Raw genomic sequence first — 25099 nt, forward strand, 5'->3', positions numbered from 1 at the left:
TTCCGGCCGCTCTCGTGGGGCCGGGCGTGATCGTTGCCACCCATGCGGAGCGGCCCTCGTGACCTGGGACGCAGGTCCGTGAAAGTCCCGACAAAGCTTCGGTGATGGGACGGTCCCGTCGGCGTGGGGGAGGCCCGGGCCGGTGGCAGCGTGACGCTCATGGCCGCTCAACTGCGCGCACTGCGCAACCGCATCCGCTCGGTGAAGTCCACGGCGAAGATCACCCGGGCCCAGGAGCTGATCGCCGCCGCCCGGATCTCGCAGGCGCAGCTGCGGCTCTTCCAGGCCATGCCGTACGCGCGGCAGGTGACCCGGTCCGTCGAGGCGCTGATCAGCCACCACGTCCGCATGGACCACGCGCTGCTGAACGAGGACCCCGACGTCTCGCGGGTCGCGCTGCTGGTGGTGACCAGCGACCGCGGGTTCTGCGGCGCGTTCAACAACAACGCGATCAAGCAGGGCGAGTCGCTGATGACGCGGCTGCGGGAGCGGGGCAGCGAGCCGGTCCTGTACGTGGCCGGGCAGCGGGGGATCGACCACTTCCGGTTCAAGGGCGTGCCGGTCGAGCGGTCCTGGCACGGCGACTCCGGCCGGCCCGAGTACGCGACCACCGCCGAGATCGGGCAGGAGCTGCTGGAGGCGTTCGACCGTCCGACCAAGGAGGGCGGCGTCGGCGGGGTGCACGTCGTCTACACCGAGTTCGTGTCGATGCTGACGCAGCGGGTGGCCGTCCGCCGGATCCTGCCCCTCGAGGTCGAGGAGGTGGAGGAGGAGGAGGGAGAGGCCGAGGCGGGCTACGACTTCGAGCCGGACCCGCTCCTGCTGCTGGACGGCCTGCTCCGGCAGTACGTCCACGGGCGCCTGTGGCACATGCGGCTGGAGTCGGCCGCCGCCGAGCAGGCCGCGCGCCGGGCCGCGATGATGGCCGCCACCGACAACGCCAACGACCTGATCGGGTCGCTCACCCGGCAGGCGAACGAGGCCCGCCAGGAGGAGATCACGATGGAGATCAGCGAGATCGTCGGCGGCGCCAACGCGCTCGCCTCGAGCGGGAACGACTGATCCGCCGCCGTCCGTCCGGGCGGGGGCGAAGGGTAAAGCCTTCCCTAAAAACTGGACATCAAGCTCAAAACAGGCTAAAACCGTCCCTCAATCAGGAAGCGGAAGACCGACCGGGGGGACGGGACCACATGGCGCTGAGCGCGGGCGAGCACAGGACTCTGACGGAGATCGCGCGGCGCCTGACCGCCGACGACCCCGAGTTCGGCCACCGCCTCTCGGTCTTCGGCGGCTACGAGACCAGCGCCCTCGGCCTGCCGTCGCGCTGGACGCTCGTCCCGGTCGCGCTCGTCGGAGCCCTGCTGATCGGCGCGTTCCTGGTGGTCTCGGTCATGACCGCGGGCACGGCCGTCTCGGACGGCGCGGACGCCGGGACCGGGCCGGCGGCCTGCGCCGGGCACCCCGCCCAGGCGCTCGCCGGGAACTGTCGGGGCTGACCTCTCGGCGACTTCCCGAATCTTTCCGGGCACGCCCCGGCCGATGTGAAATCGGCCGGGGCGTTGTTTATTTCTCATGTGAATTAGCGAGTTTCAAGTGGCCTCGGTCACCACTCGTCACGCCCCTCGCCGAAGGGTGACCTGTGGGCCTCGTCCGGAGGGCAAAGGACGGTCAAAGAAGCGTCCCCGATCCGTCGACACCTCGGGGCCGAGTCTCCCGGAAAGCCTGCGTGGACGGCGTTCGTGCAGCCCTGCGGGCCAAGCGCGGGTCATGTTACGGCCTGCGCGCGGCAAATGTGAAAAGCGCCCGAAGCCCCTCGCATTTCGGGCGTACTAACGTCTTGATCGTTCGCGAGTTTTCCTGAACCAGCCCAGGGGTAATTCCCCGCATGTCGCATGATCGTTTGGTGCGGCGGGGGCGAATCGGATCGGTCGAGGGGGCACCGAATATGAGCGATCGAGCGACACCGTCGACGCCGTCGGCCTGGGAGGCCGGCGAACTCGACAGGGCCGGTGAACCGCATCCGGCCAAGGTGCTCGGCGAGGCCGGGAAGCTCGGGCTGCCGCAGTCCACCGCCCTGGTCATCGGCAACATCGTCGGAACGGGAATCTTCCTGCTGCCCGCCTCGCTGGCCGCGATCGGGACCATCAGCTTCCCGGTGATGATCGCCACCACGATCGGCGCGATCGCCCTCGCGCTGGTCTTCGGCAAGCTCGGCGCGCGGATCCCGGCGTCCGGCGGACCCTACGCCTACGCGCGCAGCGCCTTCGGCGAGTTCATGGGGTTCTGGAGCGCCTGGTCGTTCTGGCTCACCGCCTGGGGCGGCAACGCCGGCATCGCGGTCGCGTGGGTCGGCTACGTCAACCACTTCCTGCACTGGAACAACACCGCCGGGCAGATCGCCATCGGCCTGGTCGGCATCTGGATCCCCGCGCTGATCAACCTGACCGGCGTGAAGAACATCGGGCTCTTCCAGAGCGTCACCACGGTGCTGAAGTTCGTCCCGCTCATCTTCGTCGGCATCGTCGGGCTGTTCTTCATCAAGTCCGCCAACTTCGGCCCGTTCAACGCCAGCGGCGGCTCCCTGTGGAGCGCGATCTCGCTGTCCCTCGGACTGATCCTGTTCATCTACTCCGGCATGGAGTCGGTGACGATCGTCGCCGAGCGGATCAAGAACCCCGAGCGGAACGTCGGCAAGGCCAGCGTGTACGGCGTCCTGGCCTGCGGCGTGATGTACCTGCTCGCCACGCTCGCCGTCTTCGGCACCGTCCCGCACGACCAGCTGATGAACTCCACCGCGCCCTTCGCGGACTCCCTGAACAACATGTTCGGCGGCTCCATGTGGGGCAACGTGATGGCGGTCTGCGCGATCATCTCCGGCATCGGGGCCCTGAACGGCTGGACGATGCTGGTCGCCGAGATGCCCATGGCCGCCGCCCGGGACGGCATGTTCCCCAAGTCGTTCGGCCGGCTGTCCAAGCGCGAGGCCCCGGTCGTCGGCATCCTCGTCGGGACGGGCCTGACCACCCTGATGCTGCTGTTCGCCTACGCGTCCGAGAACACCTTCAACACGATCCTGCTGTTCGCGTCCTTCACCACCGCGATCCCCTACTTCTTCTCCGCCGCGGCCCAGCTGTTCTGGCTGGTCACCGGGGGACGGGAGGTCAACAAGGCGCGGATGGCCAAGGACATGACGGTGACGGTCATCGCCCTGGTCTTCTCGTTCGCGATCGTCTACGCCTCCGGTGAGCAGGCCGTCATGCTCGGCATCCTCGCGATGCTGATCGGCGTCGTCGTCTACATCTGGACCAAGGGCCGGCGCGGCGAGTACGGCCCCAGGGGCGAGGGCGTGGCGACCACGCCGCCCACCCCCGCGCCGCCCGCCTCCTCCGGGCCGTCCGGCGGGTCCGGAGCCGTCGAGTCGGGCGGCTGAGTCCCGCGGCGGCCCGCCGGGCCCGCCCCGGCAGGCCGCCGCCACCGACCGCCCCACATCTGAACTTCCACTTCTCAGCAAGTCAGCAAGGAGGCTGAACAATGTCCTTCCACGTCGATTCCGAGGTCGGCAAGCTCCGCCAGGTGCTCGTGCACCGTCCGGAACTGTCGCTGAAGCGGCTCACCCCGTCCAACGCCGCGGACCTGCTGTTCGACGACGTCCTCTGGGTGCAGCGCGCCACCGAGGAGCACGAGGAGTTCCAGAAGGTGCTGCGCTCGCGCGGCATCAAGGTCCACCTGCTGCTGGACCTGCTGCGCGAGACCATCGAGATCCCCGAGGCCAAGAAGCACATCCTGGACTACGTGATCGACCCGCACTGGTTCGGTCCGCTGGCCACCGACGGGATCCGCAACGCCTTCGACGCCATGGACCTGCGTGAACTCGGTTCGTTCCTCATCGGCGGCATCACCAAGCGTGAGCTGCTGGAGCGGATGGACGACATCGCGTCGATCGCCTTCCACGCCATCGGGCTGGACGACTTCATCCTGCCGCCGCTGCCGAACCACCTGTTCACCCGGGACACCTCCTGCTGGGTCTACGACGGCGTGTCCATCAACGCCATGAAGAAGAAGGCCCGGATGCGCGAGACGGTGAACATGGAGGCCATCTACAAGTGGCACCCACTGTTCGCCGACGGGTACAACCGGCCGGACGCGGGCGGGTTCAACGTCTGGAACGAGGGCACCCCGATGGCCCCCGCCACGATCGAGGGCGGCGACGTCCTGGTCATCGGCAAGGGCTCGGTGCTGATCGGGATGAGCGAGCGGACCCAGCCGCAGGCGGTGGAGATGCTGGCCAAGTCCCTGTTCGCGCAGGGCTCGGCCAAGAAGATCGTCGCCCTGCGGATGCCGCAGAAGCGCGCCTTCATGCACCTGGACACGGTCATGACGATGGTGGACTACGGCGTCTTCACCAAGTACGCCGGGATGGGCATGCTGCCGTCCTACACCGTCGAGCCCGGTGACACCGAGAAGGAGCTCAAGGTCACCGACCACAAGGCCGAGGACATGCACAGGGCCATCGGCAGGGCCCTCGACCTGGACGACATCAAGGTGCTCACTCCCCACCAGGACGTGTTCGCCGCCGAGCGCGAGCAGTGGGACGACGGCTCCAACGTCCTCGCGATCGAGCCAGGTGTCGTCGTCGCCTACGAGCGGAACACCACCACCAACAACTACCTCACCAAGAACGGCATCGAGGTCATCACGATCCGGGGCAGCGAGCTCGGCCGGGGCCGCGGCGGACCCCGCTGCATGAGCTGCCCGATGGAGCGCGACGCCTGATCCGCCAGGCCGCCGGGTGTGAGGGCCGGGCACGCCGGGTCCCGGCCCGCACACCCACCGCCCGTCCATCCGGAGCACTCGCCCGCCACCGGACGCCCACCGCCCGCACGCGCACCGCCCGCACGCATCTCGCCCGAACGGAGACACCGAGACCATGGGTTACAACCTGTACGGCCGCAGCTTCCTCAAGGAGCTGGACTTCACTCCCAAGGAGTGGAAGTACCTGCTCGACCTTTCCGCCGACCTCAAGGTGGCCAAGCGCAGCGGCGCCGAGGAGCCCCGCCTGAAGCGCAAGAACATCGCGCTGATCTTCGAGAAGACCTCCACCCGGACCCGTTGCGCGTTCGAGGTCGCCGCCTACGACCAGGGCGCGCACGTCACCTACCTCCCGCCGTCCGGCTCGCAGATGGGCCACAAGGAGTCGGCCAAGGACACCGCCCGCGTGCTGGGCCGCATGTTCGACGGCATCGAGTACCGGGGCGACAGCCAGAAGACGGTCGAGGAGCTGGCCCGGTACTCCGGCGTCCCGGTCTGGAACGGCCTGACCGACGAGTGGCACCCGACCCAGATGCTCGCCGACCAGCTCACCATGTTCGAGCACGGCAACGGCCGTCCGCTCAACTCGATGTCCTACGCCTACCTCGGCGACGCCCGCAACAACATGGCGCACTCCTACATCACCTCGGGCGCCCTGTCCGGCATGGACGTCCGGATCGCCGCGCCGAAGAGCCTCTGGCCCGACCAGGACCTGGCCGTCAAGCCCGCGCAGGAGATCAACGCCCGGACCGGCGGCAAGCTGCTCATCACCGAGGACGCGCGGGAGGCCGTGCACGGCGTCGACTACATCCTCACCGACGTGTGGGTGTCGATGGGCGAGCCCAAGGAGATCTGGGACGAGCGCATCAAGCTGCTGAAGCCGTACCAGGTCAACGCCGAGATCATGAAGGCGGCCGGCAACCCGAACGTGAGGTTCATGCACTGCCTGCCCGCGTTCCACAACCGCGAGACCACGGTCGGCGAGGACATCTACCGCAAGACCGGCCTGGACGCCCTGGAGGTGACCGAGGAGGTCTTCGAGTCCGAGGCGTCCATCGTCTTCGACGAGGCGGAGAACCGCCTGCACACCATCAAGGCCGTCATGGTCGCGACGCTCGGCTGACCCGCGCCCGCAGGCCGCCGCCCCGCGGCCTTCGCCTTCTGACAGCCGCCCCTTCGACCTTCGAATCAGAGGACACAGCATGAGAGTCGTCGTCGCACTCGGGGGAAACGCCCTGATGCAACGCGGGGACAAGCCCGACGCGGAGATCCAGCGCGCCAACGTGCAGACCGCGGTGCGGTCGCTCGCGCCGCTGGCCGAGAAGCACGAGCTGATCATCACGCACGGCAACGGCCCCCAGGTCGGCGTGCTGGCGCTGGAGAGCATCAACGACCCGAACCTGACCCGGCCCTACCCGCTGGACACCATCGGCGCCGAGACCCAGGGGATGATCGGCTACTGGATGCTGCAGGCGCTGCAGAACGCCCTGCCCGGCCGCCAGGTGCTGTCGCTGGTCAACCAGACCCTGGTGTCGGCGGTGGACCCCGCGTTCGAGAACCCGACCAAGTTCGTCGGCCAGGTCTACACGCGGGAGGAGGCGGACAAGCTCGCCCAGGAGTACGGCTGGACGGTCAAGCCGGACGGCGACTACTGGCGCCGGGTCGTCCCGTCGCCGCAGCCGCAGCGGGTGATCGAGACCCGGCTGATCCGGCAGGCCGTCCGCACCGGCACCGTCGTGGTCTGCGCGGGCGGCGGCGGCATCCCGGTCATCCGCAACGACGTCGGGCAGCTCGAGGGCGTCGAGGCGGTCATCGACAAGGACACCACCGCCGCGATGCTCGCCGAGACGCTGGAGGCCGACGCCTTCCTCATCCTCACCGACGTGCCGAACGTGGTGCGCGGCTTCGGCACGCCGCAGGCCGAGGCGATCGGCCACACGACGCCGTTCGAGCTGCGCTCGGAGGAGTTCCCGGCCGGTTCCATGGGGCCCAAGATCGACGCGGTCTGCGGGTTCGTGGAGAAGACCGGTGACATGGCCGCCATCGGCAAGCTCGACCAGTGCGTGGAGATCCTGGACGGGGCCGCGGGGACGATCGTGACGCCGAACGCCACATGGCCGCTCGCCAGCACGTTGTGACCAGGAGTATATGATCGACAACACAGGGTGACCGGTCCGGGACGGGCGGACCGGGCGCCCTCCCGTCGTACCACCGCTCAGCGGCCTCACGGCTCCCGACGAAAGCAGCGACCACCGTGGCCACCGCCTCATCAGGTTCCATGCTGCACAGCCTGTTCCGGACCAAACCCGTCGACCAGATCGTCCGAGAGGGCGGGCAGGGCGAGCTGAAACGCTCGATGTCCCTGCTCCAGCTCACGATGTTCAGCGTGGGCGCCACCCTCGGCACCGGGATCTTCGTGGTGCTCGGGGAGGCGGTGCCGCTCGTCGGGCCCGCGATCGTGCTGTCGTTCATCCTCGCCGCGGTCACCGCGCTGTTCTCCGCGCTGTCCTACGCCGAGCTCGCCGGGACGATCCCGGTGTCCGGGTCGTCCTACTCCTACACCTACGCGACCATGGGCGAGCTGATCGCCTGGATCAGCGGCTGGTGCCTGCTGCTGGAGTACGCCGTGTCGGTGTCGGCCGTCGCGGTCGGCTGGGGCCAGTACCTCAACGACTTCTTCAGGCAGACCTTCCACTTCACCCTGCCCGCGGCGATCAGCAACCCGCCCGGCTCCGGCGGCTACCTCAACATCCCCGCCATCGTCGTGGTGCTGCTGGCGATGCTGCTGCTCCTGCAGGGCGCGTCCGAGTCCGCCACGGTCAACACGATCATGGTGTTCCTGAAGATCGGCGTGCTGGTCTTCTTCTGCGTCATCGCCTTCACCGCCTTCGACCGGGCCAACCTGAAGCCGTTCGCGCCGATGGGCTGGGCCGGGATCCAGGCCGCCGGGTCGAAGGTGTTCTTCTCCTACATCGGTTTCGACGCGGCGTCCACGGCCGGTGAGGAGGCCAAGAACCCCCGGCGCGACCTGCCGCTCGCCATCATCGGCTCCCTGGTCATCGTCACCGTCGTCTACGTCGCGGTCGGCCTCGCCGCCGTCGGCGCCATGCCCTGGACGGAGTTCAAGCAGGGCGAGAGCGAGGCGTCGCTGTCGCTCGTCCTGGAACGCGCCACGGGCATGGCCTGGCCGTCGGCCGTGCTGTCGTTCGGCGCGGTCATCGCCATCGCCAGCGTCGTGCTGTCGGTGATGTACGGCCAGACCCGCATCCTGTTCGCGATGTCCCGCGACGGCCTGGTGCCGAGGGTGTTCCAGCGGGTCAGCGCGGGCCGCCGGGTGCCGGTCGCCAACACCCTCATCGTGTCGGGGTTCATCGCCCTGCTCGCCGCCGTCGTCCCCCTCGGCCACCTCGCCGATGCCACCAGCATCGGCACCCTGTTCGCGTTCGGCCTGGTCAACATCGGCGTGATGGTCCTGCGCCGGTCCCGGCCCGACCTGAGCCGCAGCTTCCGCACCCCCCTCTACCCGATCACCCCGATCCTCGGCGTGCTGTTCTGCGCCGGGCTGATCTTCACCCTGGACCACGTGACCCAGCAGATCTTCCTGATCTGGATGGCCGTCGGCCTGGTCGTCTACTTCGCCTACAGCCGCCGCCACTCGCTGCTCGGGCGGCGGGGCGGCGGGCCAGGGCAGCCACCGATCGAGAAGGGGGCGTCATGACCGACGCCACGTCCGCGGCGGGCCGCAACGGCCGGAACGCGAAGAGGAACGGCAAGAACGGCGGGAACGGCAGGAACGCCGGGAACGGCAAGGGCGGCGGGAACGGGAACGGCGGACGAGTCCTGGTCGGCTACTCGCCCGACGACCGCGGCGACGACGCCCTCGCGCTCGCCTCGCTGGCCGCCCGCACCGCCGGCGCCCCGCTGGTCGTCGCCAACGTCCACCCGCCCGCCTGGCCCACCCGCGGAGCCGGCTCGGTGGACGCCGAATGGCTCGCCTACCTGCGCGAGCAGTCCGCCGCCGCGTGCGCCCAGGCCGCCGAGCGGCTGGCCGGGATGAAGCATCCCAAGCGCGGCGTCGGCTACCGGGTGAACGCCCACCGGGGCAGCGGACGCGGCCTGGTCGAGGTCGCCGAGGAGGTCGGCGCGACCCTGATCGTCATCGGGTCCGGGCCGCGCGGGCGCCGCGACCGCATCGCGATCGGCAGCACCGCCGACCAGCTCCTGCACGGCTCGCCCGTCCCGGTCATGCTCGCCCCGCGCGGCTACGCCGAGGATCCGCCGGCCCGGTTCGAGCGGCTCAGCGTCGCCTACTACCGGCGCCGGGACGTCCAGGCCACGATGGACCTGGTCACCACCTTCGCCGTCGACCTGGGCATCCCCGTCCGGCTGGTCACGCTCGTGCTGCGCCCGTCCGGCCTGCCCGCCCGCTTCCTCGGCGCGGACGACGTCGTCCAGCGCCAGTTCGACCAGGCGGAGAAGGACCTGGCCTTCGCCCGCAAGGCCCTCGCCGAACGCGGCGTCGAGGACGTCGAGACCGAGGCCGTCCAGGGCACCCACGTCAACAAGGCCCTGAACAATGTCGACATGCTGCCCGGCGAGCTGCTCGCCACCATGTCCAGCCACGAGGGGCCGCTGCGCAAGGTGTTCGTCGGCGAGAGCTCCGGCAAGATCGTCCGCGCCTCCTGTGCGCCCGTCCTGGTGCTGCCGAGGGGCTATGCCCGCTAGCGGCGCGGTGGGCTCCGGCGGCGGCGCCGTGATGGCCGGCGCGGCCGCCGGCGAGCCCAGGCCCCGCCGCGTGCTCGGGCTGCCCGCCGCGACCGCGCTGGTCATGGGCAACGTGATCGGCGTCGGCGTCTTCCAGCTCCCGGCAGCCATCGCCGGCTACGGGACGGTCGGCATCGTCGCGTTCGTCGTCGTCAGCGTCTGCTCGGTGCTGCTCGCCGTCGTGTTCGGCTGGCTCGCCCGGCGGCTCCCGCACACCGGCGGGCCCTACGTCTACGCCCGCGACGCCTTCGGCGAGCTGACCGGGTTCCTCACCGCCTGGTCCTACTGGATCACCACCTGGGCCAGCAACGGAGCGCTCGTCGTCGCCTGGGCGGGCTATGTGAACGTGCTCGTCCCGCTGCACGGCAGGGGCCCGAACCTGCTGGTCACCATCGGCGCGCTCTGGCTGGCCGTCCTCGCCAACCTCGCCGGGGTCCGCGGCGCGGGCGTCATCGCGGTGGTCACCACCATCCTGAAGTTCGTCCCGCTCGTGCTGATCGCCTTCGTCGGGCTCTTCTTCATCCAGCGGCAGAACTTCGGGCCGTTCGTCTCGCACGGCGGCCATGTGCTCGGCTCCCTCTCGGCCGCGGCCGCCGTCCTGATGTTCAGCTTCCTCGGCGTCGAGTCGGCCACCGTCGCCGCCGAGGAGGTCCACGACCCCCGCCGCAACGTCCTGCGCGCCACCGTCATCGGGACCGCCGCCGCGGCCGTCGTCTACGTCGTCGGGACGATCTCGGTCTTCGGGCTCGTCCCGCACACCGCGCTCGAGCACTCCACGGCCCCCTACGCGCAGGCCGCCACGGCCTTGATCCCCGGTTGGAGCGGGGCGGACGAGGCGATGGCCGCCGCCGCCGTGATCTCCGGCGCCGGGACGCTCGTCGGCTGGACGCTGATCAGCGCCCGGATGCCCTACGCCGCCGCCCGCGACTCGCTGTTCCCGCAGATGTTCCTGCGCCGGAACCGGCGCGGCGTCCCGTGGGTCGGGCTGGTCGTCTCGGGGGTGCTCGCGTCCCTGATCACCCTGCTGAACTACGCCGGCGGGCTCAAGGCGGCGTTCACCGCGCTCGCGCTGCTGACCACGTTCACCGCCGCCGTCCCCTACGTGTACTCCGCCGCCGCGCAGCTGCTCTGGCTGCTCACCGACCACGGCCCGGCGGGACGTCCGGAGGCCGCGCTCCGCTTCGCCCGGGACGTGCTGGTCTCCGCGATCGCCGTCGGGTTCACGATCTGGCTCGTGGCCGGGGCGGGCTACAGCGCCGTCTACCAGGGCATCCTGCTGATCTTCGTGGCCATCCCGGTCTACGTGTTCATGCGCTGGCGGTCCGCCCGGGCCGAGGCGCTGCGGGAGCAGGGCGGCGAGAACCCCCAGGTCGGGTAAAAAGCCCCAAAACTAAGTTAGGTAAGCCTTGCCTGCGTGAGCGACGGCACCGGCGAACGGTTGAAGGCGGGGAAGGAATTACGGCACACTGATGTTGTGAAAAACGTGAGCGAGACGTCGACCAGCGCCGAGGCCGCCCCCGCGCGGCCCGTCGGCGTGCCGTCGATGCCGCCGAGCGGCGAGCACGACACCCGTGCGCGCGTGGCCCGGCTCATTCTCGAACACGGCCCGATCACCGCGTCCACCCTGGGGGAGCGGGTGGGGCTGACGCCCGCCGCGATCCGCCGGCACCTGGACGCGCTGCTCGCCGAGGGCATGATCGAGGTCCGCCGCGACCGCCGTCCGGCGCATCGCGGCCGCGGCCGCCCGGCCAAGTGGTTCGCCATCACCGACGCCGGCCGCAACGCGTTCGTGCACGCCTACGACGACCTGGCCACCAGCGCCCTGCGCTTCCTCGCCGAGACGGCGGGGGAGCAGGCGGTGGCCGAGTTCGCCCGGCGGCAGATCGCCGACCTCGAGCGACGCTACCACCCGGCCGTCCAGGGGGCGCCGCCGCAGCAGCGCGTCCGCCGCCTGGCGGAGGCCCTGTCCGGCGACGGCTACGCCGCCGCCGCGGCCAAGGCCCCCCAGCCGGGAGGCGGCGAGCAGCTCTGCCAGCACCACTGCCCGGTCGCGCACGTCGCCGCGGAGTTCCCGCAGCTGTGCGAGGCCGAGACCGAGGCGTTCAGCCGGCTTCTGGGCACCCCCGTCCAGCGGCTGGCCACCATCGCCCACGGCGACGGCATCTGCACCACCCACGTCAGCTCCCGGTCCCTCTGCGAGGCGGCCGGGGCGGACGTTCAGAACACCAGTGACGAGGAGACCGGAGGGTCCTCCCTATGACTACGGCTGCCCACCCCGAGCTGGAAGGTCTCGACAGGTACAAGTTCGGCTGGGCCGACCCCGACACTGCCGGGGCCTCGGCGCGCCGCGGCCTGAACGAGGACGTCGTCCGCGACATCTCGGGCAAGAAGGACGAGCCCGACTGGATGCTCGACCTCCGCCTGAAGGGCCTGCGGCTGTTCGACAAGAAGCCGATGCCCGGCTGGGGGTCGGACCTGTCGGAGATCGACTTCGACAACATCAAGTACTTCGTCCGCTCCACCGAGAAGCAGGCCGCTTCCTGGGAGGAGCTCCCCGAGGACATCAAGAACACCTACGACAGGCTCGGCATCCCGGAGGCGGAGAAGCAGCGCCTCATCGCGGGCGTCGCCGCGCAGTACGAGTCGGAGGTCGTCTACCACAAGATCCGCGAGGATCTTGAGGAGAAGGGTGTCATCTTCCTCGACACCGACACCGGTCTCAAGGAGCACCCGGAGATCTTCCAGGAGTACTTCGGCTCGGTGATCCCGGTCGGCGACAACAAGTTCGCCGCGCTGAACACCGCCGTCTGGTCCGGTGGATCGTTCATCTACGTCCCCCCGGGCGTCCACGTCGAGATCCCGCTCCAGGCCTACTTCCGGATCAACACCGAGAACATGGGCCAGTTCGAGCGGACGCTGATCATCGCGGACGAGGGCTCGTACGTGCACTACGTCGAGGGCTGCACCGCGCCGATCTACAAGTCGGACTCGCTGCACTCGGCCGTCGTCGAGATCGTCGTGAAGAAGGACGCCCGCGTCCGCTACACGACCATCCAGAACTGGTCGAACAACGTCTACAACCTGGTCACCAAGCGCGCCGTCGCCTACGAGGGCGCGACCATGGAGTGGATCGACGGCAACATCGGCTCCAAGGTCACCATGAAGTACCCGGCCGTCTACCTGCTGGGCGAGCACGCCAAGGGCGAGACCCTGTCGATCGCCTTCGCGGGCGAGGGCCAGCACCAGGACGCGGGCGCCAAGATGGTGCACGCCGCGCCGAACACCTCCTCGACGATCGTGTCGAAGTCGGTGGCGCGCGGCGGCGGCCGGACGTCCTACCGCGGCCTGGTGCAGATCCAGGAGGGCGCCGAGCACAGCAAGTCCACGGTCAAGTGCGACGCGCTGCTGGTCGACCAGATCTCCCGGTCCGACACCTACCCGTACGTCGACGTCCGCGAGGACGACGTGGAGATGGGCCACGAGGCCACCGTCTCCAAGGTGTCGGAGGAGCAGCTGTTCTACCTGATGAGCCGCGGCCTCACCGAGGACGAGGCGATGGCGATGATCGTGCGCGGGTTCGTCGAGCCCATCGCGCGCGAGCTGCCGATGGAGTACGCCCTTGAGCTGAACCGGCTCATCGAGCTTCAGATGGAAGGAGCCGTCGGCTGATGGGGCTCGACACCAAGCCTCTCTCGACCCTGCACGAGAGGGAGTCCTACGAGGTCGCCGACTTCGAGGTGCCGACCGGGCGCGAGGAGGAGTGGCGGTTCACCCCGCTGCGCCGCCTGAAGGGCCTGCACAACGGCACCGCCGACGCGTCCGGCAAGGTCATCGCCGAGGTCGAGGGCCCGGCCGAGATCAAGGTCGAGACCGTCGGCCGGGACGACGAGCGGATCGGCAAGGCGTTCGTGCCTTCCGACCGCGTGAGCGCGCAGGCGTGGACGTCGTTCACCGAGGCGACCGTCGTGACGGTGCCGAAGGAGCTCGAGGCGTCCGACCCGGTCGTCATCCGGCGGCACGGCGAGGACGCGTCCGGCGCGGCGTACGGGCACACCACGGTCATCGTGGAGCCGTTCGCCAAGGCGACGGTCGTGCTGATCCACCGCGGCTCGGCGGTCTACGCCGACAACGTGGAGTTCGTGGTCGGCGACAGCGCCTCGCTGTCGGTGATCAGCCTGCAGGACTGGGCGGACGACGCCGTCCACGTCAGCCGGCAGCACGCCAGGCTGGGCCGGGACGCCCGGTTCACCTCGCACAACATCAGCCTGGGCGGCGACGTGGTGCGGGTCTCCCCGTCGGTCGAGTACGCCGACCGCGGCGGCGACGCCGAGCTGTACGGCGTCTACTTCGCGGACGGCGGCCAGCACCTGGAGCACCGGCTGCTGGTCGACCACACCGTCCCGACCTGCCGCAGCCGCGTGGACTACCGCGGCGCGCTGCAGGACCAGGACGCCCACGCGGTCTGGATCGGCGACGTGATCATCCGGGCCGAGGCCGAGGGCACCGACACCTACGAGCTGAACCGCAACCTCGTCCTCACCGACGGGACGCGGGTCGACTCGGTGCCGAACCTGGAGATCCTGACCGGCGAGGTCGCCGGGGCGGGGCACGCCTCGGCCTCCGGCCGGCTGGACGACGAGCACCTGTTCTACCTGCAGGCGCGCGGCATCCCGTTCGACCAGGCCCGGCGCATGGTGGTCCGGGGCTTCCTCGGCCAGCTCGTCGACCGGATCCAGGTCGAGGAGGTCCGGGAGAAGGTCGCCGCGGCGATCGAGGCCGAGCTCGACCGGGCCCCGGCCCCCGAGGCGGAGCCGGCCCGATGAGCTTCGTCAAGGTCTGCCCGCTCGCGGAGATCCCGGCGGACGGCGCGCTCGCCGTCGAGGTGGACGACACCCCGGTCGCGGTGGTGCGCAGCGGCGAGGAGGTGTTCGCGGTCAGCGACATCTGCTCGCACGCGGAGGTCTCGCTCTCCGAGGGCGAGGTCTACAACGGCACGATCGAGTGCTGGCTGCACGGATCCTGCTTCGACCTCCGGAGCGGCAAGCCCACCAACCCGCCCGCGACGCAGCCCGTCGCCACCTACAAGGTCAAGGTCGAGGACGGCGACGTCTACGTCTCGCTCGACTCCGAGGACTAGGAAACACTGATCATGGCAACCCTTGAGATCCGCGACCTGCACGTCTCCGTCGGAGCGGGCGAGGACGCGAAGGAGATCCTGCGCGGCGTCGACCTGACCGTGAAGGCGGGCGAGACGCACGCGATCATGGGCCCGAACGGGTCCGGCAAGTCCACGCTCGCCTACGCGATCGCGGGCCACCCGAAGTACACCGTCACCTCCGGCACGGTCACCCTGGACGGCGAGGACGTCCTGGCGATGAGCGTCGACGAGCGGGCCCGCGCGGGCCTGTTCCTGGCGATGCAGTACCCGGTGGAGGTGCCGGGCGTGTCGGTGTCGAACTTCCTGCGCTCGGCCGTCACCGCCGTCCGCGGCGAGGCGCCGAAGCTGCGGGTGTTCGCCAAGGAGACCAAGGCCGCCATGGACGCCCTGTCCATCGACCCGGCGTTCGCCCAGCGCTCGCTGAACGAGGGCTTCTCCGGCGGTGAGAAGAAGCGGCACGAGATCCTCCAGCTGGAGATGCTCAAGCCGAAGATCGCCGTGCTGGACGAGACCGACTCCGGCCTCGACGTGGACGCCCTGAAGGTCGTCTCCGAGGGCATCAACCGGTTCCACGACGGCGACCCGGAGACCGGCGTCCTGCTGATCACGCACTACACCCGCATCCTGCGGTACGTGAAGCCGGACTTCGTGCACGTGTTCGCCGCCGGCCGGATCGTCGAGCAGGGCGGCCCGGAGCTGGCCGACGTGCTCGAGAACGAGGGCTACGAGAAGTACGTGAAGGCGGGCGCTTCCTCGTGACCGAGCCGAAGGGCGACGGCGCCGAAGTGCGGCCCGTGGGAGAGGGGGAGACACCATGACTCTGCTTCCGGAGGAGATCAAGAAGGACTTCCCCCTCCTCCAGCGGACGGTCCGCGGCGGGAACCCGCTGATCTACCTGGACTCCGGGGCGACGTCGCAGAAGCCCGTCCAGGTGCTGGACGCCGAGCGGGAGTTCTACGAGAAGCACAACGCGGCCGTCCACCGCGGCGCGCACCTGCTCGCCGAGGAGGCGACGGACGCGTTCGAGGGCGCGCGCGAGAAGATCGCGCGGTTCGTCGGGGCCGTCCCGGGCGAGATCGTGTTCACCAAGAACGCGACCGAGGCGATCAACCTGGTGGCGTACGCGTTGAGCAACGCCGCCACGTTCGGTCCCGAGGCCGACCGGTTCAAGGTGGGCCCCGGTGACGAGATCCTGGTCACCGAGATGGAGCACCACGCCAACCTCGTCCCGTGGCAGCAGCTCTGCCAGCGGACGGGCGCGACGCTGCGCTGGTTCGGCATCACCGACGAGGGCCGCCTGGACCTGTCGGAGCTCGACTCGCTGGTCAACGAGCGCACCAGGCTGGTCGCGCTGACACACCAGTCGAACGTGCTCGGCACCGTCCCGCCGGTCGAGCTGATCGCCGCCCGGGCCCGCAGGCTCGGCGCGCTGGTCCTGCTGGACGCCGCGCAGTCGGTGCCGCACATGCCGGTGGACGTGGCGTCCCTCGGCGCCGACTTCCTGGCGTTCTCGGGCCACAAGATGCTCGGCCCGACCGGGATCGGCGTCCTGTGGGGCCGCTCGGAGCTGCTGGAGGCGATGCCCCCGTTCATCACCGGCGGCTCGATGATCGAGACCGTCACGATGGAGGGCACCACCTTCATGCCGCCGCCGCAGCGGTTCGAGGCCGGGTCGCCGAACGTGGCGCAGGCCGTGGCGCTCGGCGCGGCGGTCGACTACCTGTCGGACCTCGGCATGGCGAACGTCCACGCGCACGAGGTCGCGCTCACCGGGTACGCGCTGGAGCGGCTCGGCGAGATCGCGGGAGTGCGGGTGATCGGCCCGGGCACGACCGAGTCGCGCGGCGGCGCGGTGTCGTTCACGGTGGAGGACATCCACCCGCACGACGTCGGCCAGGTGCTGGACGAGCTGGGCGTGGAGGTCCGGGTCGGACACCACTGCGCCAAGCCGATCTGCCGCCGGTTCGGCATCCCCGCGACGACCCGGGCGTCCTTCTACGTGCACAACACCCTGTCGGACGTCGACGCGCTGGCCGACGGCATCCGGCAGGCGCAGAAGTTCTTCGGAACAGCCTGATCCGGCGGGCTGTTGAAGAACGACGAAGGCCCCTCACGAGGAAACGGAAGCCATGCAGCTTGAGGCGATGTACCAGGAGGTCATCCTGGACCATTACCGCAACCCCCACCACAAGGGGCTGCGGGAGCCGTTCGAGGGCGAGGCGCACCACGTCAACCCCACCTGCGGGGACGAGACGACGGTGCGCGTGCACCTTGACGGCGTGGGCCGGGACGCGGTCGTCGCGGACGTCTCGTACGACGCCATGGGCTGCTCGATCAGCCAGGCCAGCGCGTCGGTCATGACCGACCTGGTCATCGGAAAGTCCGTGAAGGAGGCGATGGGCGTCGGCGAGGAGTTCCTCACGCTGATGCAGTCCCGTGGCCAGGAGGTCGAGCTGGACGAGGACCTCCTGGAGGACGCCATCGCTTTCGCCGGGGTGTCGAAGTACCCCGCACGGATCAAGTGCGCCCTGCTCGCCTGGATGGCGTTCAAGGACGCGACCGCCCGCGCCCTGGGAGAGGCAGCATGAGCGAGAACGTCACCGACACCGAGACCGCCGAGGCCGTCGAGCCCGCGACCGCCGCGGAGCCCGCCGCCACGGAGACGGCCGCCGAGGCCGTGAACGAGCCCGAGACGGCCGCCGAGGCCGTCCCCGGCACTCCTGCCCCGGAGCCCGACGCCACCCCGGACGAGGAGATCCTGGAGGCTCTCCGCGACGTGGTGGACCCGGAGCTCGGCATCAACGTCGTGGACCTGGGCCTGGTCTACGGGGTGACCATCGCCGACGAGGTGGCCACCCTGGACATGACCCTGACCAGCGCCGCGTGCCCGCTCACCGACGTGATCGAGGACCAGGCGCACAGCGCGCTGGAGGGCCTGGTCAAGGACGTGAAGATCAACTGGGTCTGGCTGCCGCCGTGGGGCCCGGACAAGATCACCGACGAGGGCCGGGACCAGCTCCGCGCCCTCGGCTTCAACGTCTGAGCCGTCCGCCGACGAGTCCGGGCCGTCCTGAGCGTGCCGGAAGCCCTCGCCGGCAGGGCTTCAGGCGCTCGGCCGGACCGCGGCCCGGCGCCTGACCTGAGGCGTTATGCGAAGGCCGCACCCCGCAGCGGGGTGCGGCCTTCGCCGTCCTAGCCTGGTCCCCATGCAGGACGCCTTCCCGGAGTCTCCCGAGGGCCTCAGAGCCCGCCGCGCCGCCTCGTTCGGCACGAACGCCGCCGCCTACGCGGCCGAACGCCCCGACTACCCGGTCGCGGCCGTCCGCTGGGCACTGGACCGCCTCCCGGGCCGTCCGGCCCGTGTGCTCGACCTGGGGGCCGGGACGGGCAAGCTGACCGGCGTCCTGCTCGCCGAGGGGATTCCGGCCGGGGCGATCACCGCCGTCGAGCCCGATCCCGCGATGCTGGCCGAGCTGCGCCGCGAGCACCCCGGCGTGACCGCCATCGAGGGCACCGCCGAGGAGATCCCGCTGCCGGACGGCTCGGTCGACGCCATCCTGGTGGGCCAGGCGATGCACTGGTTCGACACGGACCGGGCCTACCCGGAGATGCACCGCGTCCTGAGGCCGGGCGGCGTCATGGGCGGCTTCTGGAACAGGGACGACGCCGCCGTCCCGTGGGTGGCCGAGATGAAGCGGATCGCCCGCAGCGGCTTCGCGGTCGAGCAGGGGCGCCCCAGGGGGCTGCCCGAGCACCCGCTGTTCCCGAACCTGGAGCAGACCGAGTTCCCGCACGTCCAGCGCCGGACGCCCGAGTCGATGGCCGCGACGATCGGCACCCACTCGCACGTCCTGATCATGGACGCCCCGGAGCGCGAGGTTCTGCTGGACAGGATCGTCGCCCACCTGCGCGCCACCCCGGAGATTGCCGGCGGCGAGTTCGAGCACCCCCTGATCACCCTCACCATCCGCGCCGTCGCCGCCTGACCGGCGGGTCGGAGATCCGCCGTACTCCGAACGATGTAGCCGGGTCCGCCCCCCGGGGAGGGCGCGCGGGCTCGGCGGTGGTGCTGAGATAGGGGTGTGCAGCGCTTCACCACCAGGCAGGACGCCTTGATCGCGCCGCTCGCGTTCGCGGGCGGCGTCCTGCTCCTGTTCGCCCAGGGCTACGTGCGGTGGACGGTGCACGGCTGGAGCGCCCCGATCGGGCTGCGGGCCGTCCCGCTGGCGGTGATGTGCGCCGGGATGCTGTTCCGCCGGACGGCCCCCATGACGGGCCTGGCGATCTCGACGGCCGGGAACGTCTTCGAGATCGTCCTCGGGCCCAGCATCGGCGGGGCGGTGATCTACACCGACGCCCTGTACGCGGCGACGCTGTACGGGCCGCGCGGGGCGGTGCGGTGGCTGCTCGGGGCGACGATCGGGGCGTCGCTGTCGGTGGTGGCCACGATCGCGACCCTGCTCGGACGCCTCGGGCCGGGGGTGGTGCTGGGCGCGGTCGCCGGGACGACCTGGCTGACGCCGGTGCTGACCGCCATGATCGTCCGGGAGCACCGGGACCGCGCGGAGGCCGAGCGGGAGCGGGCCCGGCAGGTGGCGCGGCTGGCCGAGATGGACCGGCTGGCCGCCGTGACGACCGAGCGGGCGCGGATGGCTCGGGAGCTGCACGACGTGGTCGCCAACCACCTGAGCGCCGTGGCGCTGCACTCCACGGCCCTGCTGAGGGTGCGCGACCTGGACGAGGAGGGGCTGCGGCGGGCCATGGAGGTCATCCGGGAGAACAGCGTGCAGGGGCTGACCGAGATGCGGCGCATGATCGGCCTGCTGCGGGACGAGGGGACCGACCCGCCCGCCGCGCCCCGGCTGGCGGAGGTGGACCGGCTGGTCGCGCACGCGGCGCGCTCGGACCTGTCGGCCCGCCTGGAGGTCGTGGGGGAGCCGTACGCGCCGCCCGCGGCCGTCGAGCTGGCCGCGTACCGGATCGTCCAGGAGTCGCTGACGAACGCGCTCAAGCACGGCGGGGCCGGGCTGGCCGAGGTCCGGCTGACCTACGGGACGGGCCGGGTGGGCGTGGAGGTCACCAGCCCCCTCGGCGGGGCGTCGGAGCTGCCGGGCGCGGGCGCCGGGCTGATCGGGATGCGGGAGCGGGCCACGCTGCTCGGCGGGGAGTTCTCCGCCGGGGCGTCCGGCGGGGCCTGGGTGGTGCGGGCGGAGCTGCCCCTCGACGGAGGGGTCGACGAAGGGGGGACGCGGTGATCAGGGTGCTGGTGGCCGACGACCAGGCGGCGGTGCGGGCCGGGATCGCGCTGATCCTGCGCGCGGCCCCGGACGTCGAGGTGGTCGGGGAGGCCGCCGACGGGGAGGCCGCCGTGGCGCTCACCCGCGAGCTGCGGCCGGACGTGGTCCTGATGGACGTCCGGATGCCGAAGATGGACGGGATCGCCGCGACCCGCGCGGTCGCCGGGCTCGCCGACGTGCTGGTGCTGACGACGTTCGACGCCGACGCGCACGTGTTCGGGGCGCTGCGGGCGGGCGCGGCCGGGTTCCTCCTGAAGGACGTGGACGCCGACGGGCTCGTCGAGGCCGTCCGGACGGTCGCGGCGGGGGAGGGCGTGATCGCGCCCCAGGTCACCCGGCGGCTGATCGGCGCGTTCGCCGCCGCGCCGGTGCCCGCCGAGCCCGTGGCGCTGGACGTGCTGACCCCGCGTGAGCGGGACGTCCTGGCATGCCTCGGGGACGGCCTGTCGAACCAGCAGATCGCCGAACGCCTGGAGATGGCGGAGACGACCGCGAAGACGCACGTCAGCCGGATCCTGGCCAAACTGGAGCTGCGCAGCAGGGTGCAGGCCGCGATCCTGGCCCGCGAGCACGCCGACGACCTCCGCTGACGCCCGCCCGGCGACGGGGCCGGGCTAGGGCGCGCGGCCGCCGGTCAGGGCGGACACCAGGTAGGTGACGCCGGCGAGCAGGGCGAGCCAGGCGTAGGGGGCGACGTCGGCGCCGCGGAGCGCCTGGACGACCAGCGCGGCGACCAGGCCCGCCGACAGGACGTCCCCGGTCATCGCCGCGGCCTTCAGGTGCGTTCGGCCCCGGTGCCCGCGGCCGAACGCCTCGCTGATCGCCAGGCCCTGCTCGTCCCGCCGGTACGCCAGATGCGCCGCGTACCCGGCGAGCACCGCCAGGGCGATCAGCGCGGTGCCCCGGCGGCCGTCCGCCAGCAGGACCCCGCCGACCACCAGACCCGCGCCGAGGACGAGGACGGGGACCGCCCACCGACGTGCCGACCTGCGTTCGGGAGCCAACCACATGGGGGACATCCTTCCCGATCAACGGCAGAGCGGACACCCGTTCGCGGCACCCGCTCGCGGGCCGGGTGAGATCCGCCTCACCGCGCGGTGCTGTGGATCACCCGGAACTCGACGCCGAACGGGTCCCTGACGTCGGCCATCCGGCCGTACGGGGTGTCCCACGGGCCGTCCTTGAGGGCGCCGCCCCCGTCCTTGACGCGCTGGACGGCCTGGTCGGCGTCGGCCACCTGGAAGTACACCACCCACTGCGGGAGCTCGCGGTCGTCGTCGCGGGCGATCCCGCCGATCGGCCGCTCGGCGTCGTCCGGGCGGGCGAGCGCGTAGAACTCCATGTCCGGCCCGGCGTCGATCTTCACCGGACGCAGGTCGAACACGGACTCGTAGAACGAGCACGCCGCGGCGGTGTCGCGGGTGTGGAGCTCTTCCCAGGTGAACGAGCCGGGTTCGTTGACGATGCCCGAGCCGGGCATCGACTTGCCCTGCCAGAGGCCGAACTGCGCGCCGGTCGGGTCCTTCAGCATGGCCATCCGGCCGTGCTCGAACACGTCCCCGACGGGCTGGACGACCTCGCCGCCCGCGTCCGTGACCCGCTTGATCGTCGCGTCGGCGTCGTCGGTGGAGAAGTACAGGTTCCACCAGTGGCTTCCACCGGTGTCCTCGCCGGACACCTGGACCATGCCCGCGATCATCCGGCCGTCGAGCATGACGGCCTCGTAGCCCATGGCGTCCGGGCCGAGGTCCTGGAAGGTCCAGCCGAACAGCTCGCCGTAGAAGGCCTTCGCGCGGGCGATGTCCGGGATGCCTATGTCGATGTAGTTCGGTGTACCGAGCGGTGGGTTGCTCGTCACGCGGACCATGGTGTTCCCCCTTGTCACGGCCGGGCGGGCCCCGGCCCCCCGGGTGGTCTTCCCGGGCATGTTCCCGCCACGCCCAGCGTTCGTACTCATGTTTGAAGGGTTTCGGCATGGCCGGACCTGGCGGCCCGTCCACGTAGACTGATCGGCTGCGCATCCACCCGCCTCATCCGTCAGGGAACACTTGTGATCATCGCGAACGACATCGAGCTGCGCGCCGGGGCCCGGCTGCTGATCGAGGGAGCCACCTTCCGGGTCAACCCCGGCGACCGGGTCGGCCTCGTCGGGCGCAACGGCGCGGGCAAGACCACGCTCACCAAGGTCCTCGCCGGGGACGCGCAGCCCGCGGCGGGCGGGGTGTCCCGCTCCGGCACGCTCGGCTACCTCCCGCAGGACCCGCGCGGTGTCGACCTGGAGGAGCTCGCCCGCGACCGGATCCTGTCCGCGCGCGGCCTGGACGAGGTGATCCGCAAGCTGCGCGCCGCCGAGGAGCGGATGGCGACCAAGACCGGCGCCGACCGGGACAAGGCCGTCCGGCAGTACGGGCGGCTGGAGGAGCGGCTGCACATCCTCGGCGGCTACTCCGCCGAGGCCGAGGCGGCGTCGATCGCCTCCAGCCTCGGGCTGCCCGACCGCGTCCTCGGCCAGCCGCTCGGCACCCTGTCCGGCGGCCAGCGCCGCCGCGTGGAGCTGGCCCGCATCCTGTTCTCCGGTGCCGACACCCTGCTGCTGGACGAGCCGACCAACCACCTGGACGCCGACTCGATCATGTGGCTGCGCGACTTCCTCAAGTCGCACCAGGGCGGCCTGGTGGTGATCAGCCACGACGTGGAGCTGCTGGACGTGGTGGTGAACCGGGTGTTCCACCTGGACGCCAACCGCAGCGTCGTCGACATCTACAACGTCGGCTGGAAGAAGTACCTGGAGGCGCGCGAGACCGACGAGCGCCGCCGCAAGCGGGAGCGCGCCAACGCCGAGCGGCAGGCCTCCACGCTGCTCTCCCAGGCCGACAAGATGCGCGCCAAGGCCACCAAGGCCAAGGCGGCCCAGCAGATGGACCGGCGGGCCCGGCAGCTGCTGGCGGGCGTGGAGGACGAGCGGCAGGCCGACAAGGTCGCCAAGATCCGCTTCCCGGACCCGGCCCCGTGCGGCAAGACCCCGCTCACCGCGGAAGGTTTGTCCAAGTCGTACGGTTCCTTGGAGATCTTCACGGATGTCTCCCTCGCGGTGGACCGCGGCAGCCGGGTGGTCATCCTGGGCCTGAACGGCGCGGGCAAGACCACGCTGCTGCGCCTGCTCGCGGGCCAGGACAAGTCCGACGCCGGGGGGAAGGTCATCTCCGGCCACGGGCTGCGGGTCGGCTACTACGCCCAGGAGCACGAGACCCTCGAGGTCGAGCGCTCGGTGCTGGAGAACATGCAGTCCGCCGCGCCGGACCTCCCGCCGGTCGAGGTCCGCAAGATCCTCGGCTCGTTCCTGTTCTCCGGGGACGACGTGGACAAGCCCGCCGGGGTGCTGTCCGGCGGCGAGAAGACCCGGCTCGCGCTCGCCATGCTCGTCGTCTCCAGCGCCAACGTGCTGCTGCTGGACGAGCCGACCAACAACCTCGACCCCGCGTCCCGCGAGGAGATCCTCGCGGCGCTGCGCACCTTCGCCGGGGCGATCGTCCTGGTGACGCACGATGAGGGTGCGGTGTCGGCGCTCCGGCCGGAAAGAGTGATTTTGCTTCCGGATGGGGTCGAGGACATCTGGAGTGACGAGTTTGCCGATCTGGTGGCACTTGCGTGACCTGCATGGGGAGTTCGACAGATCTTTTCTGGCGGAGTGGGTAGCCGAACGCGCGGGAATGACTGATCATGGCGGGGGATAACGCAGCGGTCACCACATCACTACGGGAGGTACTCGTGGCCGAGACCCTCAAGAAGGGCACCCGCGTGACCGGTGCCGAGCGCGACAAGCTGGCGGCGGAACTCAAGAAGAGGTACGACTCCGGCGAGAGCATCCGCGCCCTGGCAGCCGCCACCGGCCGCTCCTACGGCTTCATCCACCGGATTCTCACCGAATCCGGTGTCAACCTGCGCGGTCGCGGAGGGGCGACCCGCGGCAAGAAGTCCTGACCCCGGGCCTGGTCCGGTGGGATACGGGCGTGCCCGGCCGCACCCGGCGCGACGCGTCCCTCCGGACGGGCGGACCGCCTGACCTGCCGTCGCGGACGACCGAGTAGGGTTCGGTCGCGACGGCGGGCCGGGTACCGTCCCCGCGCGTGCCGCGCGCGGGTCGCCCCGTCCGCCGTGCTGCACGTCGACACAGCGGAAAAGGGGTATGTCATGGCGGACGCGGAGCTGGGACGGCCGGAACCGGCCACGACGGCGGGACCGCCCACCGGGGCGGAGCTCGCCGAGGGCGGGCTGCGGCTCGAGGTGGACGGGGCGGTCGCGACCGTCACGCTCGCCCGGCCCGAGCGGCGCAACGCCATGACCTTCGCCACCTGGCGGATGCTGGCGGCCATCGGCCGCACGCTTCCGCCGGAGGTGAGGGTCGTCGTCCTCCGCGGCGACGGCCCGTCGTTCTCCGCCGGCATCGACCTGTCGATGTTCTCCGGCGGGGAGGGGGGGTTCCCCTTCGGGGCGGACGATGAGACGGGCGACCGGTTCATCGCCGACCTGCAGGAGGGGTACACCTGGCTGCGGAATCCGGAGATCGTCACCGTCGCGGCGGTGCACGGTCACGCGATCGGCGGGGGCTTCCAGCTCGCGCTGGCCTGCGACATCCGGATCGCCGCGGACGATGTGAGGTTCTGCATGAAGGAGCCCGCGCTCGGCCTGGTACCGGATCTGACCGGCACCAAACCCCTGGTCGAGATCGTGGGCGTCAACCGGGCGATGGAACTCTGCCTCACCGCCCGGAGCGTGGACGCCGCCGAGGCGGCCCGACTCGGCATCGTCGAGCGGGTCGTCCCGTCGGACGGCCTGGACGCGGCCGTTGCGGCTCTCACGGCCGAGCTGCTGGCGGTCAACGCCGAGGCCGCCGTCGCCACCAAGCGCCTGCTCCTCGCGGCGCCGCAGAACACCCTGGACGAGCAGTGCGCCGCCGAGCGGCGCGAGCAGGTCGTCCGGCTGCGCGCGCTGGCCGCCGCCTTCAGCGGCTGACGGCCCCTCGGCCGTCCCGACCCGCTTTGCCGTCCCCACCGGCCCGCGTTGACGCGGG

25 protein-coding genes are annotated in these 25099 nt (G+C 71.0%); 23 read left to right on the forward strand and 2 right to left on the reverse strand.

What is annotated here, in order from left to right:
• Positions 1-159 precede the first annotated feature (159 nt).
• From AB0L06_RS29860 to AB0L06_RS29955, 20 genes are all read left to right on the forward strand, one after another.
• A complete protein-coding gene (locus tag AB0L06_RS29860) occupies positions 160-1062 on the forward strand; it encodes a F0F1 ATP synthase subunit gamma (RefSeq protein WP_500234444.1) in 903 nt (300 codons plus the stop codon).
• 128 nt (positions 1063-1190) lie between these two features.
• On the forward strand, positions 1191-1496 hold the full coding sequence (locus tag AB0L06_RS29865; protein WP_500234445.1) for a DUF3040 domain-containing protein: 306 nt from the start codon (positions 1191-1193) through the stop codon (positions 1494-1496).
• A gap of 449 nt (positions 1497-1945) precedes the next feature.
• Positions 1946-3430 carry an amino acid permease gene (locus tag AB0L06_RS29870; protein WP_500234446.1) on the forward strand — a complete coding sequence of 495 codons (1485 nt, stop codon included), beginning with the start codon at positions 1946-1948 and terminating at the stop codon, positions 3428-3430.
• 101 nt (positions 3431-3531) lie between these two features.
• Positions 3532-4773 carry an arginine deiminase gene (locus tag AB0L06_RS29875; RefSeq protein WP_500234447.1) on the forward strand — a complete coding sequence of 414 codons (1242 nt, stop codon included), beginning with the start codon at positions 3532-3534 and terminating at the stop codon, positions 4771-4773.
• A 154-nt stretch (positions 4774-4927) separates the two neighbouring features.
• Positions 4928-5932 (forward strand): ornithine carbamoyltransferase, encoded by a 1005-nt coding sequence (gene argF, locus AB0L06_RS29880; protein WP_500234448.1) that lies wholly within the window; start codon positions 4928-4930, stop codon positions 5930-5932.
• A 79-nt stretch (positions 5933-6011) separates the two neighbouring features.
• On the forward strand, positions 6012-6947 hold the full coding sequence (arcC, locus tag AB0L06_RS29885; protein ID WP_500234449.1) for a carbamate kinase: 936 nt from the start codon (positions 6012-6014) through the stop codon (positions 6945-6947).
• 140 nt (positions 6948-7087) lie between these two features.
• On the forward strand, positions 7088-8527 hold the full coding sequence (locus tag AB0L06_RS29890; RefSeq protein WP_500234450.1) for an amino acid permease: 1440 nt from the start codon (positions 7088-7090) through the stop codon (positions 8525-8527).
• Complete coding sequence (locus tag AB0L06_RS29895) at positions 8524-9534, forward strand: universal stress protein (protein ID WP_500234451.1); 1011 nt, start codon at positions 8524-8526, stop codon at positions 9532-9534. Before AB0L06_RS29890 ends, AB0L06_RS29895 begins: the two co-directional genes overlap by 4 nt.
• Positions 9524-10951, forward strand: coding sequence for an APC family permease (locus AB0L06_RS29900; protein WP_500234452.1), 1428 nt, complete (start codon positions 9524-9526; stop codon positions 10949-10951). Before AB0L06_RS29895 ends, AB0L06_RS29900 begins: the two co-directional genes overlap by 11 nt.
• A gap of 165 nt (positions 10952-11116) precedes the next feature.
• Entirely contained in the window at positions 11117-11833 is a 717-nt protein-coding gene (locus AB0L06_RS29905; RefSeq protein ID WP_500234589.1) for a helix-turn-helix transcriptional regulator, read from the forward strand.
• Entirely contained in the window at positions 11830-13242 is a 1413-nt protein-coding gene (gene sufB, locus AB0L06_RS29910; protein WP_500234453.1) for a Fe-S cluster assembly protein SufB, read from the forward strand. Before AB0L06_RS29905 ends, sufB begins: the two co-directional genes overlap by 4 nt.
• On the forward strand, positions 13242-14396 hold the full coding sequence (gene sufD, locus AB0L06_RS29915) for a Fe-S cluster assembly protein SufD (protein WP_500234454.1): 1155 nt from the start codon (positions 13242-13244) through the stop codon (positions 14394-14396). Before sufB ends, sufD begins: the two co-directional genes overlap by 1 nt.
• A complete protein-coding gene (locus AB0L06_RS29920; RefSeq protein WP_500234455.1) occupies positions 14393-14710 on the forward strand; it encodes a Rieske (2Fe-2S) protein in 318 nt (105 codons plus the stop codon). The genes sufD and AB0L06_RS29920 overlap by 4 nt, the downstream gene beginning before the upstream one ends.
• Positions 14711-14722: 12 nt before the next feature.
• Positions 14723-15490, forward strand: a complete 768-nt coding sequence (gene sufC, locus AB0L06_RS29925; RefSeq protein ID WP_500234456.1) for a Fe-S cluster assembly ATPase SufC — start codon at positions 14723-14725, stop codon at positions 15488-15490.
• 55 nt (positions 15491-15545) lie between these two features.
• Positions 15546-16808 carry a cysteine desulfurase gene (locus AB0L06_RS29930; RefSeq protein ID WP_500234457.1) on the forward strand — a complete coding sequence of 421 codons (1263 nt, stop codon included), beginning with the start codon at positions 15546-15548 and terminating at the stop codon, positions 16806-16808.
• 52 nt (positions 16809-16860) lie between these two features.
• Complete coding sequence (sufU, locus tag AB0L06_RS29935) at positions 16861-17319, forward strand: Fe-S cluster assembly sulfur transfer protein SufU (RefSeq protein ID WP_500234458.1); 459 nt, start codon at positions 16861-16863, stop codon at positions 17317-17319.
• Positions 17320-17408: 89 nt separating this feature from the next.
• On the forward strand, positions 17409-17774 hold the full coding sequence (locus AB0L06_RS29940; RefSeq protein ID WP_500234590.1) for a metal-sulfur cluster assembly factor: 366 nt from the start codon (positions 17409-17411) through the stop codon (positions 17772-17774).
• A gap of 163 nt (positions 17775-17937) precedes the next feature.
• Positions 17938-18717, forward strand: a complete 780-nt coding sequence (locus tag AB0L06_RS29945) for a class I SAM-dependent methyltransferase (protein ID WP_500234459.1) — start codon at positions 17938-17940, stop codon at positions 18715-18717.
• A gap of 96 nt (positions 18718-18813) precedes the next feature.
• The gene (locus AB0L06_RS29950; protein ID WP_500234460.1) at positions 18814-19986 is read left to right on the forward strand and encodes a sensor histidine kinase; all 1173 of its coding nucleotides are present in this window, start codon (positions 18814-18816) and stop codon (positions 19984-19986) included.
• Positions 19983-20618, forward strand: a complete 636-nt coding sequence (locus AB0L06_RS29955; RefSeq protein WP_500234461.1) for a response regulator — start codon at positions 19983-19985, stop codon at positions 20616-20618. Before AB0L06_RS29950 ends, AB0L06_RS29955 begins: the two co-directional genes overlap by 4 nt.
• A 24-nt stretch (positions 20619-20642) precedes the next feature.
• Here AB0L06_RS29955 and AB0L06_RS29960 read toward each other — a convergent pair whose 3' ends face one another.
• Both AB0L06_RS29960 and AB0L06_RS29965 read right to left on the reverse strand, forming a co-directional pair.
• Positions 20643-21038: an ABC transporter permease gene (locus AB0L06_RS29960; RefSeq protein WP_500234462.1), complete on the reverse strand. Its 396-nt coding sequence runs from the start codon at positions 21036-21038 to the stop codon at positions 20643-20645.
• A gap of 77 nt (positions 21039-21115) precedes the next feature.
• Positions 21116-21886 (reverse strand): VOC family protein, encoded by a 771-nt coding sequence (locus AB0L06_RS29965; protein WP_500234463.1) that lies wholly within the window; start codon positions 21884-21886, stop codon positions 21116-21118.
• A 192-nt stretch (positions 21887-22078) separates the two neighbouring features.
• On the opposite strand from AB0L06_RS29965, the gene AB0L06_RS29970 reads away from it, so the two are divergent.
• From AB0L06_RS29970 to AB0L06_RS29980, 3 genes are all read left to right on the forward strand, one after another.
• The gene (locus tag AB0L06_RS29970) at positions 22079-23680 is read left to right on the forward strand and encodes an ABC-F family ATP-binding cassette domain-containing protein (RefSeq protein WP_500234464.1); all 1602 of its coding nucleotides are present in this window, start codon (positions 22079-22081) and stop codon (positions 23678-23680) included.
• Between the two features lie 116 nt (positions 23681-23796).
• The gene (locus AB0L06_RS29975) at positions 23797-24009 is read left to right on the forward strand and encodes a helix-turn-helix domain-containing protein (RefSeq protein WP_012852589.1); all 213 of its coding nucleotides are present in this window, start codon (positions 23797-23799) and stop codon (positions 24007-24009) included.
• Between the two features lie 210 nt (positions 24010-24219).
• A complete protein-coding gene (locus tag AB0L06_RS29980; protein ID WP_500234465.1) occupies positions 24220-25041 on the forward strand; it encodes an enoyl-CoA hydratase/isomerase family protein in 822 nt (273 codons plus the stop codon).
• Positions 25042-25099 lie beyond the last annotated feature (58 nt).

The sequence above is a fragment of the Spirillospora sp. NPDC052269 genome (assembly GCF_040679435.1).
GTDB lineage: Bacteria > Actinomycetota > Actinomycetes > Streptosporangiales > Streptosporangiaceae > Spirillospora.

What these genes read in the sequence shown, in the direction of transcription:
- sufB (WP_500234453.1), top strand. Translation starts at nt 11,830, where the DNA reads ATGACTACGGCTGCCCACCCCGAGCTGGAAGGTCTCGACAGGTACAAG.
- AB0L06_RS29900 (WP_500234452.1), top strand. Translation starts at nt 9,524, where the DNA reads ATGCCCGCTAGCGGCGCGGTGGGCTCCGGCGGCGGCGCCGTGATGGCC.
- sufD (WP_500234454.1), top strand. Translation starts at nt 13,242, where the DNA reads ATGGGGCTCGACACCAAGCCTCTCTCGACCCTGCACGAGAGGGAGTCC.
- AB0L06_RS29875 (WP_500234447.1), top strand. Translation starts at nt 3,532, where the DNA reads ATGTCCTTCCACGTCGATTCCGAGGTCGGCAAGCTCCGCCAGGTGCTC.
- AB0L06_RS29980 (WP_500234465.1), top strand. Translation starts at nt 24,220, where the DNA reads ATGGCGGACGCGGAGCTGGGACGGCCGGAACCGGCCACGACGGCGGGA.
- AB0L06_RS29890 (WP_500234450.1), top strand. Translation starts at nt 7,088, where the DNA reads ATGCTGCACAGCCTGTTCCGGACCAAACCCGTCGACCAGATCGTCCGA.
- AB0L06_RS29860 (WP_500234444.1), top strand. Translation starts at nt 160, where the DNA reads ATGGCCGCTCAACTGCGCGCACTGCGCAACCGCATCCGCTCGGTGAAG.
- argF (WP_500234448.1), top strand. Translation starts at nt 4,928, where the DNA reads ATGGGTTACAACCTGTACGGCCGCAGCTTCCTCAAGGAGCTGGACTTC.
- AB0L06_RS29945 (WP_500234459.1), top strand. Translation starts at nt 17,938, where the DNA reads ATGCAGGACGCCTTCCCGGAGTCTCCCGAGGGCCTCAGAGCCCGCCGC.
- sufU (WP_500234458.1), top strand. Translation starts at nt 16,861, where the DNA reads ATGCAGCTTGAGGCGATGTACCAGGAGGTCATCCTGGACCATTACCGC.
- AB0L06_RS29930 (WP_500234457.1), top strand. Translation starts at nt 15,546, where the DNA reads ATGACTCTGCTTCCGGAGGAGATCAAGAAGGACTTCCCCCTCCTCCAG.
- AB0L06_RS29960 (WP_500234462.1), bottom strand. Translation starts at nt 21,038, where the DNA reads ATGTGGTTGGCTCCCGAACGCAGGTCGGCACGTCGGTGGGCGGTCCCC.
- AB0L06_RS29870 (WP_500234446.1), top strand. Translation starts at nt 1,946, where the DNA reads ATGAGCGATCGAGCGACACCGTCGACGCCGTCGGCCTGGGAGGCCGGC.
- AB0L06_RS29895 (WP_500234451.1), top strand. Translation starts at nt 8,524, where the DNA reads ATGACCGACGCCACGTCCGCGGCGGGCCGCAACGGCCGGAACGCGAAG.
- AB0L06_RS29865 (WP_500234445.1), top strand. Translation starts at nt 1,191, where the DNA reads ATGGCGCTGAGCGCGGGCGAGCACAGGACTCTGACGGAGATCGCGCGG.
- sufC (WP_500234456.1), top strand. Translation starts at nt 14,723, where the DNA reads ATGGCAACCCTTGAGATCCGCGACCTGCACGTCTCCGTCGGAGCGGGC.
- AB0L06_RS29905 (WP_500234589.1), top strand. Translation starts at nt 11,117, where the DNA reads ATGCCGCCGAGCGGCGAGCACGACACCCGTGCGCGCGTGGCCCGGCTC.
- AB0L06_RS29920 (WP_500234455.1), top strand. Translation starts at nt 14,393, where the DNA reads ATGAGCTTCGTCAAGGTCTGCCCGCTCGCGGAGATCCCGGCGGACGGC.
- arcC (WP_500234449.1), top strand. Translation starts at nt 6,012, where the DNA reads ATGAGAGTCGTCGTCGCACTCGGGGGAAACGCCCTGATGCAACGCGGG.